Annotated in this window: 14 protein-coding genes and 1 tRNA gene; 9 read left to right on the forward strand and 6 right to left on the reverse strand. The window is 68.8% G+C overall.

Translation table 11 applies throughout. From position 1 onward, the window contains the following. Positions 1-69: 69 nt before the first annotated feature. Positions 70-1,929 (reverse strand): Hsp70 family protein, encoded by a 1,860-nt coding sequence (locus tag ACFFHU_RS09120; RefSeq protein ID WP_377337319.1) that lies wholly within the window; start codon positions 1,927-1,929, stop codon positions 70-72. A gap of 343 nt (positions 1,930-2,272) precedes the next feature. Here ACFFHU_RS09120 and ACFFHU_RS09125 point away from each other — a divergent pair, with 343 nt between their 5' ends. Both ACFFHU_RS09125 and ACFFHU_RS09130 read left to right on the forward strand, forming a co-directional pair. Further along, positions 2,273-2,617 carry a hypothetical protein gene (locus tag ACFFHU_RS09125; RefSeq protein ID WP_377337320.1) on the forward strand — a complete coding sequence of 115 codons (345 nt, stop codon included), beginning with the start codon at positions 2,273-2,275 and terminating at the stop codon, positions 2,615-2,617. Position 2,618: 1 nt separating this feature from the next. Next, positions 2,619-3,146 carry a hypothetical protein gene (locus ACFFHU_RS09130; RefSeq protein WP_377337322.1) on the forward strand — a complete coding sequence of 176 codons (528 nt, stop codon included), beginning with the start codon at positions 2,619-2,621 and terminating at the stop codon, positions 3,144-3,146. Positions 3,147-3,380: 234 nt separating this feature from the next. On the opposite strand, the gene ACFFHU_RS09135 is transcribed toward ACFFHU_RS09130, so the two are convergent. Continuing rightward, positions 3,381-3,496 (reverse strand) — tRNA-OTHER (locus ACFFHU_RS09135). A 159-nt stretch (positions 3,497-3,655) separates the two neighbouring features. After that, a complete protein-coding gene (locus ACFFHU_RS09140; RefSeq protein WP_377337323.1) occupies positions 3,656-3,880 on the reverse strand; it encodes a DUF397 domain-containing protein in 225 nt (74 codons plus the stop codon). 928 nt (positions 3,881-4,808) lie between these two features. On the opposite strand from ACFFHU_RS09140, the gene ACFFHU_RS09145 reads away from it, so the two are divergent. The 3 genes from ACFFHU_RS09145 to ACFFHU_RS09155 all read left to right on the forward strand — a co-directional run bounded on the left by ACFFHU_RS09145 (position 4,809) and on the right by ACFFHU_RS09155 (position 7,096). Next, entirely contained in the window at positions 4,809-5,594 is a 786-nt protein-coding gene (locus ACFFHU_RS09145; RefSeq protein WP_377337324.1) for a helix-turn-helix domain-containing protein, read from the forward strand. Beyond that, positions 5,585-5,764, forward strand: coding sequence for a DUF397 domain-containing protein (locus ACFFHU_RS09150; RefSeq protein WP_377337326.1), 180 nt, complete (start codon positions 5,585-5,587; stop codon positions 5,762-5,764). Before ACFFHU_RS09145 ends, ACFFHU_RS09150 begins: the two co-directional genes overlap by 10 nt. Before the next feature lie 330 nt (positions 5,765-6,094). Further along, the gene (locus ACFFHU_RS09155; RefSeq protein ID WP_377337327.1) at positions 6,095-7,096 is read left to right on the forward strand and encodes a DUF1889 family protein; all 1,002 of its coding nucleotides are present in this window, start codon (positions 6,095-6,097) and stop codon (positions 7,094-7,096) included. Positions 7,097-7,253: 157 nt separating this feature from the next. Here the strand turns inward: ACFFHU_RS09155 and ACFFHU_RS09160 are convergent, their stop codons facing one another. After that, complete coding sequence (locus ACFFHU_RS09160; protein ID WP_377337328.1) at positions 7,254-8,156, reverse strand: aminoglycoside phosphotransferase/kinase family protein; 903 nt, start codon at positions 8,154-8,156, stop codon at positions 7,254-7,256. Further along, a complete protein-coding gene (locus tag ACFFHU_RS09165) occupies positions 8,150-8,722 on the reverse strand; it encodes an HD domain-containing protein (protein WP_377337329.1) in 573 nt (190 codons plus the stop codon). Before ACFFHU_RS09165 ends, ACFFHU_RS09160 begins: the two co-directional genes overlap by 7 nt. 34 nt (positions 8,723-8,756) lie before the next feature. Between ACFFHU_RS09165 and ACFFHU_RS09170 the strand changes: the two genes are divergently transcribed. Beyond that, complete coding sequence (locus ACFFHU_RS09170; RefSeq protein WP_377337330.1) at positions 8,757-9,209, forward strand: hypothetical protein; 453 nt, start codon at positions 8,757-8,759, stop codon at positions 9,207-9,209. Positions 9,210-9,221: 12 nt separating this feature from the next. Here ACFFHU_RS09170 and ACFFHU_RS09175 read toward each other — a convergent pair whose 3' ends face one another. Beyond that, entirely contained in the window at positions 9,222-9,824 is a 603-nt protein-coding gene (locus ACFFHU_RS09175) for a hypothetical protein (RefSeq protein ID WP_377337331.1), read from the reverse strand. 206 nt (positions 9,825-10,030) lie between these two features. Here ACFFHU_RS09175 and ACFFHU_RS09180 point away from each other — a divergent pair, with 206 nt between their 5' ends. The 3 genes from ACFFHU_RS09180 to ACFFHU_RS09190 all read left to right on the forward strand — a co-directional run bounded on the left by ACFFHU_RS09180 (position 10,031) and on the right by ACFFHU_RS09190 (position 12,870). Beyond that, positions 10,031-11,368 (forward strand): NsdA family TPR-like regulatory protein, encoded by a 1,338-nt coding sequence (locus ACFFHU_RS09180; protein ID WP_377337332.1) that lies wholly within the window; start codon positions 10,031-10,033, stop codon positions 11,366-11,368. Then, complete coding sequence (locus ACFFHU_RS09185; protein ID WP_377337333.1) at positions 11,368-11,892, forward strand: NUDIX domain-containing protein; 525 nt, start codon at positions 11,368-11,370, stop codon at positions 11,890-11,892. Before ACFFHU_RS09180 ends, ACFFHU_RS09185 begins: the two co-directional genes overlap by 1 nt. A gap of 273 nt (positions 11,893-12,165) precedes the next feature. Next, positions 12,166-12,870 carry an SDR family oxidoreductase gene (locus ACFFHU_RS09190; RefSeq protein WP_377337334.1) on the forward strand — a complete coding sequence of 235 codons (705 nt, stop codon included), beginning with the start codon at positions 12,166-12,168 and terminating at the stop codon, positions 12,868-12,870. The last annotated feature ends 125 nt before the right edge of the window (positions 12,871-12,995 follow it).

Consider the following 12,995-nt stretch of genomic DNA (forward strand, 5'->3'; position numbering starts at 1 on the left):
GAACCAGCGGAGGAACCGCTACCAAGACGGCGACGACCAGCCCGCGGGCGAGGTGCTGTGGCCAGCGCATCACCGCCGGGCCCCCGTCGGAGGTTGTTGGATCGGGACGACGGCGGTCCAGAGGCGGCTGGCGTAGCCGACGGCCAGGGCGATCGTGTAGGCCACGCCGAGGAGTTGCATCGAGGCGTCGCTGTAGACGGCGGCGGAGATGACCGCGACGGGTAGGCCGACGATCAGCCGCAGGATGGGTGTCTGGGTGATCGCCATGACCATCGCGGCGCCCATCAGCAGCCCGCCGCCTCGCGCCATGAGTAGTGGGAGCAGGTCCGCGTCGACCCAGATCGCGGCGGGGAAGGCGTACTGCATGAGCAGCATGCCGGCGGCCGCTGCCGCGACGGAGGCGGTGGGGACGGCGAAGCTGGCGTACCAGCCGCCGCGCGGGGTGCGCCACTGCCGGGCGGCTACCGTGGCCGCCACGGCGGTCAACACGGCCAGCGGGGCGACCGGGAGTAGCGCCCACCGCAGGTACGGGCCGATCGGCATCTCCAGGTAGGCGCTGGCCAGCACGGCGTACATCGCGCTGATCGCCACGCTGAGCGACGCGGCGGCCAGGAGACCCATGGCGACTTGCGAGCCGGGCGCCCGCATCGGTGCGGTGGCGCCCCGGTTGGCGATCAGCGCGGCCAGGATGCTTCCCGACCCCAGGCAGGCCACCGTCGCGAGGACGCCGGCCAGGGCCAGCTCGGCCCAGTTCGCGATGACCCAATACCCGATGCCGGAGTGTTTGGTGGCGGTGGTGAGGAACTGGGCGGCCATCGCCAACGACGCCAGGCCGGGCAGGACGATGCCCAACGCCCGCCGCACCGGCGGAAGCGCGGCCCCCGCGTCGTCCACCGCCTCCGCGGTGGAGGTGTCCGGGATGCCGGCGCCGGCTGCCCCTCGTACCGCGGCGGTGGCGGGATCGGCGAGGGTGACGGGGGCGATGCCGGTCCGTTCCGCGAGGACCTTCTCCACCAGCGGCAGGTTCGCGCTGCCGCCCACGCACCACAGGCCGGCGATCTGCGAGGGGTCGATCTCCGCCGCCCCAATCGCCTCGACCGCCAGATCCGCCACCCGCGTGACTGTCGGGGACGCGGCCCGATCCAGCAGGTCCGCGCCCAGCACCACCATCGACCCGTTCAGCGGCACCGTGACCGCCGGATGCTGCGACAACGCTTCCTTCGCCGTCCGTGCCGCAGCCAGCGACGCCCAATCATGACCGGCGCCATCGGCCGGGACGTTGGCCTGTAGGGCGGTCAGCAGGGCCTCGTCTACGGCCTGTCCACCGGCCTGCGGGTCGTGCAGTGTAGAGAGCACCTCGAACCCGGCCGGACCCCGCCGTAGAACCGACACCTCACACCCGGCGCCGACATCCACCACCACCAGGAACCCGCCGACCAGGATCTGGATGCCGGAGGCCAGCAGGTGCTCGGCCACCGCTACCGGTGCCTCGACCAGCTGGGCCTGCCCGAGACCCGCGCGGTGCACCGCCTGCCGGAACCACGTCCGGCGCCGCGGACCCCACCCCGCCGGTACGACCAGCCGTACGTCGCGCACCGGGCCGTCCGCGACTCGAGCCACTTCCTCCGCCACCCGCCGCACCGTCGCCGCGACAAGGTCCGCCGCCGGTACCTGCCGGCCAGCCACATCCAACTGCTCCGCCCCGGTCGTCGTCGGTGAGGCGACGAACCGCTCCGGGTACTCCGACGCCGCCCGCCACGCCTGCTGACCGGTAACCACCTCGCCATGGGTGTCGACCAGCACAGCGCTGGGCAGTACGTCCGACCCGTCGAATGTCAACACCGACGAGCGGCCGTCCGACCACACCAACACTGCGGTCGTGCCGACGGCACCGTAGTCGACCGCCAGCCGCGCCTCCGGTGACCCCATCGACAAAGTCAAACATGAAACAGTCACTCACGTCACGCGCGGTGATCTACCAATCGCTTCTGGTGCCCTGCTGGCGCAGGCAGGCCAGTAAGGTGCGCCGGCTGCCGGGCGACCCGGTCCGGCACGACGCGGGAGTCACCACCTTCAACGAAAGATTGCGACGTACGCCCACCAGCTTTGCGAGGGCGCGACCGAGGAGTGGCAGTCCTGATATCTGGGCTCCGATCTAGTTCCCTCCCCCGCGATCTATCACCCTCCAGGCAGCATCCGCCGCCCGGCCCGTGCTAAGCGCGCGGCCCGAGACCGGATGACCCCATATCGAAGGGCCACTAGGCTGCTGAGCGTGGGGAGCATCGGTGTAGGGCAGGCGCGAGCGGCGGTGGAGACGACCGAGCCTGGCACGACGTTCAGCTTCGACGAGGGCGACTACGTGGGCCTGCATGTCCACCACGAATATCGATACATGGAGCCGAGTGGCTCTCCCATCGTGACGGTGGGCTTGTTCGTCGATAACGATGACGACGACTCGCCCCCGGTGCAGATCCGACTGCCGCGACTGTTGCTCGACGGGCCGACGGCACGGCCATTAGTCCAGACGCTTATCGCCGCAGTCGACCACGCCGAGCGGATCGCTGACGGGTTGGAGCCCGGGGCCTGCCTGAGTCCGCGAGTTGACGAATCTTTGTGAGGTGGCCGTGGACGTCAGCCAAAACTGGCTCGTGATCGGGGTCGTCGACATTCGCGAGCCCGGCCCGTACGAGATCCTCTTCCAGGACGGCGGCGTCGGCGTCCGACGGGTTGGCTCCGCGGTCGACGGCCCGGAACCGATGGTCCTGGACGTCGAGGGAGTAGCACATCCCTGCACCTCATGCGCGTGTTGTGGCGAGTGCGGCTGTAGCCATCCCTTCGGCGGGCGGCCCATGTGCGGAGACTGCGCTCAATACGGCCGATGGGCTGCCGAGACGCGGCCGCTGCTCGATCGCTACCTAGCCGCGGTCGGCTCCAAGGACGCCTTCGTCGAGACCAACGGCCGCACCCACGCCGTGGGCTGCCCCTCCCTGAAGAGGAACATCAACGCCGCTTCTGACGCGTTGACCGTGGGCTGCACTCATCGGCAGGAATGGTACGTCCGCGTGCCCCACGTCCTCGGGGCGGCGGCGCCGCGACGCAGGCGGTGCGCCGTGTGCTGTCCCGACGTCATCGTGCCGACCAGCTAAAGCCCGACGACTTTGGCGGATGCCAGTCATTGATCCGTCATCGGCTAGGCTCACTCCTGGCTCTCTACTCGAGAACGCCGCGGTGTCCGTGCGCCGACAAGAGGTCGACCGGACGGAGCCGACGCCCGAATAGCGGGCGGCCTGGGTCCTGGAGCGCCCCGTGGCTGGCATCAACTCCGGCGCTGCGGTGGTCCAGCGGACCCGCACAGGATCGACGCCGGCGGATGTTCGTTGTGCGGCAGCCGGGAATCGAACCCGGAATCTCCGGCACGCTACCCGTACCGGCGCTCTACCCCGACGTTCCCTACCCCCAGAGGGATGTCACGGCGGTCCATCTGAGCTACTGCCGCCCCGGTCCGTGCGCCGAAGGGTCGCCCTCGTTCCAGCGCACGGACCGTTCCACTCGCCTCGGCCGGGGGTTGCCGCCTCCGACCGGGCGGGTGAGATTCAGGAGCCCCGTGCCCGGCGGCGGGCTGGTGGGAGGATGCGGGTACCGGGCACGGGGCCGTTCATGAGGCCATGGTCGGCCGGTCGAATTCCCCGTTCTTCGCGCCCTCCACGAAGTCCTCCCATTCGACGTTGTCGAAGACAAGGACGAGTCCGCTCTCGCCTCGACGGATGGAGACGGTGTTCACGTTGTGTCGGACGAGAATGGCGGTTGCCCGGGTGGGATCGGCGAAAGATGATCTGAGCCATCTGCACTCTTGAGCGGCGTCGGACAGGTATCGCTCCATGGCGGTTGACTCTTTTCCGGGGCGGACGGTGGGAGTAGTCGGTCAGGGATCGATGCCGGGTCCGGCAGCGGCAAGGGGATGGGGGGCGGGACCCAGCCCTCCCAGTCACGTTCAAACACCGTCGGCGCTCCGTTGCGTCGAGGAGGACCGTTGCTGTAGCACGCGGCGGTACCGCCTGATGACCATGCGGGCCTTGAGCACCCGGGGGCAGGTACCTCCGTTCCTCGGGCAGGCGTTGCAGGGCTTGATCGTGTGGTACTCCAACACGAACGTCGAGGCGATGATCTCCCACGGCGCATACTCCCGGTGCCGGCCGGGCCGGTTCGGGCGGTCTGGCGTCGCGACCGCAGTACTCATCGGTTGTTCCGCGCCGCAGCGACAGCGGCCCGCAGTCCTGGCGCGCGAACCTCCGTGCCCAAGGTCAGCAGCGGATACCAGGCGTCCTCAGGCTTCGGCCGTGACCTCGACCTGCGGGCGGCGTGCACACCAGCGGAGCGCATCTCGGCGCCCAGCGTCATCAGCAGCCTGTCCGGGAAAGGCTCGGCCGACGCGTGACGGCCGCCCCGGCCGGACAGCACCCGGCTGGGCAGGGGAACCCCTAACGCGGTGGTGATTTCACCGTCCCTGGGCTGGAACCAACTCCAACGCATGCTCCACTCCTCACCCTGTGCGTGCCCTGAGGGATCCGGAGGGCCGCCCCGGCCCCAGCGCCGGAGACACATACCCGGGGACGGACCCTCCGGAGGCGCCTCGCCGCGACATCTGCCCAAGGATTGCCAGTCGGGCTGATCCACAAAGCGCCGCCTTCCACATTCACCGATCAATGGCTATTCTTTCAAGGAAATGGGATCACACAGAAGCGATCTATTTTGGATCTGTTTAGGCATGGGGACACACACGCAAAATCTGGGAAAGGTTTGGGAATCGAATGGGAACCGGAAGTGAATTCCTCATAAGCGAGCTTCGGACCGCCCGACAGGCTCGCGGCCTGACGCAGGGCGAGTTCGCCAAGCTGATCAACTATTCGGACACCCACGTCTCCGGAGTGGAGTGCAAGCAACGGCCGGTAACCGCCGACTACGTCAAGGCCGTCGACAACGCCTTGCGCACGGGCGGGGTGTATCTGCGGTTCTACGAGCGGCTCGGCGCTCCACAGTGGTTGCAGAACTGGATCGAGTACGAGCAGCAGGCGACCGTCCTGCGGTGGTTCGAACCGGCATGGGTCCCAGCGGTCCTACAGGTCGAAAGCTACGCCCGGTTGACTCTGGCCAGCGAGCTGCTGCAGCCGGAGGAGCTGGACCGGCTCGTCGCGGCCCGCCTGGCGCGGCGGGCTGTGCTCGACCGCGTCCCGTCGCCCATGCTCACGGTCCTGCTCGACCAGTACGCCATCGAGCGCGTTTCGGACGCCCAGCACAAGGCGATGGAGGAGCAGATGTGGCACCTCATCCAGATGGCCGCTCGACCGAACGTCCAGATCCAGATCGTGCCATCGCGCTTAGGCATCTATGGCGGTCTCGGTGGCAACTTCGTGCTCGCTGACCTGTCCGACGCCCGCCGGCTGGCATGCGTAGACAACCAGCTCCTGGCGCAAGTATCCGACCGGGCCGAAGACATTGGTACCCTCGAACAGCGGTGGGTGCGCATCGCATCCGAAGCGCTCCCGCGTCCAGAATCCCTAGACTTGATCAAGAGAGCGGCAGAGAGATGGAGCTGACCGGCGCCAAGTGGCGCAAGAGCACCCGCAGTGGGAACAACGGTAACTGCGTAGAGGTGGCCGACAACCTGGCCGAGGTGGTCGGCGTCCGGGACAGCAAGGACCCGCAGGGCCCCGCGCTGATCTTCAAGCCGGCCGCGTGGAAGGGCTTCGTGAGCAGCCTCAAGTAGTCTGAGCCCGTCCGACCCGGGGAGGTCCCGCAACCGCGGCGCCTCCCCGCGCCGGTCTCCAGCTTGGCCCGCTCGACCGGCCAGATGGGCTCCCGGGTCGATGAGCTTCAGCCCGGCGAACATTGGCTTCGGCCTGCTAGCGGGACTGCCTGATGACGGAGATGCCTTGGGCATGCGCCGCTCGTATCGCGAGACTGACCTGGTCGGGCGCAGACCTGTGGCGGCGGTGAAACGAGAGCTACCAAATCCAGGCGCTTCAGGCATCCCTTCGCAGCTGAGAATTGGGCCGGGCCACGGCGGCCCGGCCGAACCCACCCATTATGGTCACCTTTGGCCGCGGTTCTGTCGTTCCTCGTTGCGCTCCGCGGCCTGCTCGGCGCGGGCGGGGCACTCGGTCCGAGCGGTCGGCGAGTTTGGATCGTGTTCGGCCCGCCGCGCGGATCCGGCCTGCACCTGCGAAGGACCGACGAATGCACCAAGCGCGGGCCACGCACGCCCGCCATTAGTCCGACGCCGGATGTCAAGTCTTCCCCCAGCGACGACGAGCCGGTTTTGTCGGTGCATGCCCATACAGTGACGAGGCCGAAGCACGAAGAGCAGGGAGTGGAGATGTTCGATCGCGACGTGGACTACCCGACTGCCGTCGCCAGCTATGACGACGAGGGGGTGGCCGCGGCCATCGAGTGGTGCCGCGAGCACATGGGGGACGGCGACAAGCTGACCGTGTGGACCAGCCTGAAGTCCAACCTGCGCAACAGTCCCGAGCTGGAGCGGTTCGTGCAGCGGTACTCCGACGTCGAGCACATCACTGGCAGGGGCGGCGGGTTCATTCGCGGCACCGGCCCGGTGCTGATGGCGTGGGCGGACATGGAGGACATCGGCAGGCTGGTGCAGCATGGAGGTCAACGGATCCGAGCGCTATGCGTCATTGCTTGGAACGAGGACGGGATCAGGCCGTGGGTTTCAGCCGTCAGACCGACGGCCCTCGGCGACAGTTCGGCGTGGGAGGACCTGACGCCCGAACTCGATCCGGTGCTCATCGAGGCGATGAAGGGCCTCACCCAGATGGTCAACCACAACAACACCATTTCTGCCGGCTTTGAGAAGGACATGGTCGTGAGCACCCTGCTCGCACTTCACGACGACGGCATTCAGATGAACGGTGAGGCGATACAGGGCTGGGCCCTCGCGAACGGGTGGTCCGGGCGCAACCCGGAGCGGCTGGCCAAGTACGTTAAGGACATCAACGAGGGAAAGCGCCCCCGCTGTCGTCGGGAGCTCAGGGCGGACTACGTCGACAGTCTCCGACGCCGCGTTGCAGCGAACGAGTAGATCGACTCGTGCCTTGTCGGCGAGGGAGGCACCGTCGTACCGCGGCGCCTCCCCGAATCGCGTGCGATAGCCAGTGCACGCACCCGTCCGCGTAAACGCACCAGCCGCGAACCCCATCTCGTTAGCTCTGCTCAACTCAGAGGGGTTCTCGGATGGTCTATGTGAGCAACCGCATGGCGGTAGTGGCCTGCCTTCGGGTCGCGGCGAGGGTGTGGGGATCGATGGGGCCATCGGCCAGGGTTGCTTGGTGCAGGAGGGTCTCGGCGGCCCAGATGCGGTGCCAGGCGAGGGCCCAGGTTTCGGCGGGTAGGTCGGCGCGCGGTTTGAGGGCGTGGGGGTGACCGCCGGCGTGGATGTATCGGTGCAGCAGGTGGCGTAGTTGCGCGGGTTGGGGTGGATGGCGAGTGCCGTACCAGGTGGCGAGGTCGAGGATGCCGGGGCCGATGTAGGCGTTGGCGACATCGAGGAGGTGCCAGCGCTCGGTGGTGAGGTGCAGTGAGGTGGGGTGCAGTTCGGAGTGGCAGACCGCGAACGGTGGCGTCGTCGCGCCGTTAGCTCGTGGTATGGCCGCGGTGCGGAGGGCGGTGAACAGTGGCAGCAGGTCAGTGGTGTCGGGGAGGAGCTGCTCCTCACCGAGAAGCCGCAGATGGTCGAGAGCGCGCTGCGGGAGTGCGCGTAACGCCTCCTCGTCCAGCGTGCGCAGGTGAGATGGCAGCGGCGCGCTGTGTAGCCGCGCGGCGGCGACCGCCGCGTCCTGCTCGGTCGGTACGCGGGTAGCCGTGCCGAGGTCGTCGAGGATCATGCCGAGCATGCCTCCGGCGACGATCGAGGCTTGAACATCGGGGACGGGGATCCGGTGGGCGGCGAGGTGGCGCAGGGTAGCGGCCTCGCCGGTGAACGGTTCGGCGGCGTATTTGTAGATCAGCGTGGTGCCGTCTTGCAGACGAAGCCGTTCGACGCCGCTGCGGGACCAGACGCGGATCGGTTCCCGGGCCACGGTCGTCAAGCGCAGGACGGTGGTGAGGTAATCGAGCAGTCCGGTGGCCGCTTGGTTCAGCATCGGCCGGTGGTGGAGCGGGTGAGCTTTGCAAGGGCGTCGCCCAGGTGGGCGGCCATGGCGATCGGAACATGTGGCCGCGCTGCCTGGTGCATGGCGTGAAAGTGGGGCAGCAGACGCAGGAGGGCGGGCCGGGCTGCGTAGAACGCGGCGGCGTCACCGCTGGCGTGGGCGCGGTGTACGAGGGAGCGGAAGACGACGATCTTGTCGGCGGTGGAGATGAGCAGGACGGGCTGGTCGCTGGTGTTGATCGGCGGGTCCGGCTGGTCGAGGGCAGCGTGCTCGTCGTGCAGCGCGTACACGATCCGGGTGACCTCCGTCCCGTAGCGGCGGGTCAAGACGCCGGGGAGGTCGATGTCCGGCGGGGCGAACTCCGGGGCGTCGTGCAGGAGTGCTGCGGCGATCAGGGCTGTCGGTGGGTCGGGCAGGTACCGGGCGAGGGTGACGGCGACGCGAACGGCGTGCACGAGCGCGGGCCGGTCGTCGATGATCTGGCCGGCGCACCATGCACGGGCGTCAGTGAGTGCCCGCGCGACGTGGGGGTGTCGCGGCGCGGCGAAGACGTTCACTGTTTGAACCTCCTGGCGCTCGTAGCATGGCGGGATGGAGCGTGGTCCGCTGCCGCAGTGGGAGAACGACACCTGCGTGGTGTGCCCGGCGCAGGTGTTGGGACCGGGCCGGTTCGACGTGGTCGACCGGCCAGGGCCGCAGTACGCCTACAGCCCGGCGGCGGGGTGGCGGATCGGTCCGGACGGCCAACCGGTGTGCGTGCATCCGTTCCGGGTCGGTATGCCGCCGGGGTCTTACGCCTCGGCGGGAGATCCGCTGCCCGAGCCGGCGGAGGGGCGGCCGGCGCCCACCCAGGCGGCCTTGGAGCTGCCCACCGAGTTGGACGATCTGGAGGGGTGGCTGGTGGCCACCCTCCGGGTCGCCCCGCCCGATGGGCTGTTCGCGGCCGTGGCGCGGGCCGAACGGGAGGCCGGTGAACGGTTCGCACCCGGCGCGGTGGTTCGGGCGTTGCGCCGGGTGCTCTCCGTCGAGCTGGCCAACCGGTGACCCCTACCGAGATCAGACGGTTGCCGGCCGCAGCGTGTCGGTGGTGAAGGTGAGGTCGTGGCTACGTCCGCCCCGGCCGATGCCGGCGCTGCCGTAGTGCTCGTTGAGGATGGCCAGGCGCCGGTTGACCTCGCTGGCGTCGAGCCAGTACCGGGTGGGCTGTTCGCCCCATCCGGCCGCCGCGTAGTAGTCGTCGGTGATGCAGCCCCGGGTGTAGCCGAAGTCCTCCAGCTCGGTGGCGTGCGGGAAGATCACTCCGAGGTCGGCCTGCATCCGGCTCATCAGGGTGAACTGGGCGAGCACGGCGTGGACCATCTCGTCCACCGGCGCCGGTACCAGCAGCTCCGCGGCGTTCTCGTCACCGTCGGTCAGCTCGAACACGGCGGCTTTGAGGGCCAGGACCCGCAGCGCCTCGACCAGCAGCGGTCCCGCGTCGCGGTCCAGTGACCACTGCGCCACCGTCGGGTATCCGGTGAACGTGGCCCAGCACGTCGAGTACTTCATCGACGATCCGTTGAGCCGCTCCCAGCCCGGGTGGCTCTGCATCGCGTCGAGGATCTGAGCTGCCCGCGCACCGACCGCGTCAGCGGCCGGCATCCGCACCGTCGTTGTCATGGCCTCACCTTTCCGTAGAGGGGTTTGCCGGCACGGTGGCCGAGCGTTTCATCGCGTCGACCTCCGCACCGGTTCCCCTTCAAGGTATGGATCGGCGCCGATTCCTGGGCAGAGTGTGTTCCAGCCGGTTCGTGCGGCCCTTTCACACGGGGTGTGAAGGTTGCACACCCCTTCGCCTTAACGGTGATGGGTTCTACGCTGGCGGGATGGCGGAGGCGAACATCCTGCTCGATGCTCTCCTCGACCGCGCCGGCCTGTCCCACGCCGGCCTGGCCCGCCAGCTGACCAGTCTCGACAGCACACTGCGGTACGACCACGCCTCCGTCGCCCGGTGGATCCGCGATCACGCGATCCCCCGGCATCCCGTTCCGCAGCTGATCTGCCGGATCATCAGCGACCGCCTCGGCGTCACCGTGACGCCGGCCGACATCGGCCTCGCCCCTGATCCGACCGGGCGACGCACGGTGAGCCAACTCCAGCTGGTCGAACGCGCCGCCGCGGTATGGCGCGGCGACCGGAAGGGTCAGCACCCCAGCGCCGTGTTGAGCGGGGCTCAGGCTGTCGCGCCGCTGTGGGAGTGGGAACACCCGGCCGAGGACGACGACCTCACCCGTCCCGGCCGGCGCCACGTCGACCCCGCAGACATAGCCCGCCTGCGCTACGCCCGCATCCGATACCAGGAGATGTACCGACGCGTCGGCGGTGTCCCCGTCAGAACCCGGATCGTGGCGACTCTCACCGGTCAAGCCACCCCGCTGCTACGCGCCGCCTACGACAACGGGCGCGGCCGGGCCCTGTTCCAAGCCGTCGCCGGGCTCGCCGCTCTGGCCGGAGTCTGCGCCTACGACGCCGACCGTCAAGCGCTCGCCCAACGCCATCTGCTCACTGCCCTACGGCTCGCGAAGGCCTCCGGTGATCGCCCACTGGGGGCCTATGTCGTCGCGGTCATGGGTACCCAGGCCCTCCACCTCGACGAATACCGGCTCGTCGTGCAATACGCCCAAGCCGCTCTCCGCGGCGGCGGCACGGCCATCTCCCCCGCCTTGGCCGCCGACCTCCACGCCCTCGCCGGGAAGGCGTACGCCCGGATGAACGACAAGGCCGGCAGCCATCAGCACCTGCGGCAGGCCGAAGCACTCGCCGCGCGCCTCAACCCCGCCGCCGCCCCGACCGAGGTGTCCTACGTCCAACCCGGCCTCGTCGAAACCCAAGTGGCCGAGGCGCTGCGCCGCCTCGGAGACCTCACCGCCGCCCACGCCTACGCCGAGGAATCCGTCCGCACCGCCGGCGCCACCCACCCACGCGCCCAGGTGCACCGCCGCGCCGGTCTGGCCCTCATCCTCACCGCCGAAGGCGACCTCGACCGGGCCACCCATACCGGCCACCACATGCTCGACCAGCTCACCGGCATGGAATCCGGCCGGCTCACCGACCGGGTCCGCCAAGTCGCCACCGCCCTGCATCCCCACGCAACCCAACCCGCCGTCGCCGCGTTCCTCGAACGAGCACACCACCACATCGACACCGACCCGACAGGAACCTGATGCGCTGGAAAATCCACTCCGAACGCACCCTCTACCGCGACCAGTGGGTCCACCTCGCCAGCGCAGACGTCGAACTACCCGACGGGCGCCACCTCGACCACCGCCTCATCCGTACTGCCGCCCCCGGCGCCGGACTCGCCATCGTCATCGACGCCCGCGTCCTGCTGATCTGGCGCCACCGCTTCATCACCGACTCCTGGGGCTGGGAAATCCCCCAAGGCAGCATCCGCGCCGGCGAAGACCCCGCCACCGCCGCCGCCCGCGAAGCCGAAGAGGAAACCGGCTGGCGCGCCCAAGGCCCCCTCACCCCGCTGCTCTACACCCAACCCTCGCCCGGCCTCATGACCAGCGAACACCACATCTACACCGCTCATGACGCGACGCATATCGGTCAACCCGAAGACCAACACGAAAGCCAGAAGATCGCCTGGGTGCCCCTGGCTGACGTACCGGCCCTTATCGCCAAACGCGACATCGTCGCCGGCACCACCATCGCCGCACTCTGCCTCATGCTGATCGACTGACAGGCGCCGTGATCGCGTCGTGAGCAGTCCGTGCAGGCAGCGCGGCGCGAAGACGATCAACCTAAGATCCAGGAAACTTGATCGATGGGCGCAGCTCGGGGACGTCGACCACGCCGCATCGCTCGTTGCCGAGGCGATACCGCGGATCTGTGAGGCGCCTTGGAACGGAACATGCGTCGTGTCGTTCGAACACGGCAACGGCTGCGGTTCGCTAAGAACCGACCCGCGCGCTCGAGCGCTCGACGACCAGCTCACCATGTTGGGGGCTTGAAGATGGCTGATGACACCAAGGTCGCGGTGGTGACCGGCGCAAACCGCGGGCTCGGCGCCGCCATCGCCCGCAAGCTGGCCGAGCAAGGCTTGCACGTCGTGCTGGCCAGCCGGAACGAGCACTCCGTCGAGCGCGTGGTGTCCGAGCTGGCAAAGGACGGGCTGGCGGCCAGCGGCCACCAGCTCGACCTCACCGACCCGGCCAGCGTGGCCCGCGCCTTCGCCGACACCGCCAAGCGACATGGCCGACTCGATGTGCTGGTGAACAACGCCGGCATCGCGATCGACCGTGGCCAGCTCGCGGCAAGCCCCGACTTCGAGCGGGTCCGCAGCGCCCTGGACACCAACCTACTGGGCGCCTGGCGCTGCGCCGCGGCCGTACCGGAGATGATGAAGAACGGCTACGGCCGCATCGTCAACATCAGCAGCCATCTCGCCTCGCTGGCCACCATGGGCGACACGAACGTGTCCTACCGCGTGTCCAAGGCGGCTCTGAACGCGCTGACCCGGGTCCTCGCGGCAGAGCTGGCCGGTACTGGCATCCTGGTCAACGCATGCTCACCGGGACGCATGAACACCCGCATGGCGTACGGCGAGACCGACCGAGTGCCGGAGGAAGGCGCCGACACGCCCGTATGGCTCGCGACTCTGCCACCGGACGGCCCAACCGGCGGTCTGTTCGCGGACCGTGCGCCGATCGACTGGTAGGACGAGCCAGAGATGGACTTGCACCGTTCGGAGGCATTCCGGGCCTCTGACTCGGCAAGAGGACACCTTGCGTCCGGCCTGCGATTATGCGGCAGTGACTGCGCTGGTCAGCTCCAGAGTCGCCC

It is taken from the genome of Plantactinospora siamensis (assembly GCF_042434095.1).
In the GTDB taxonomy this organism is placed as follows: Bacteria; Actinomycetota; Actinomycetes; order Mycobacteriales; family Micromonosporaceae; genus KBS50.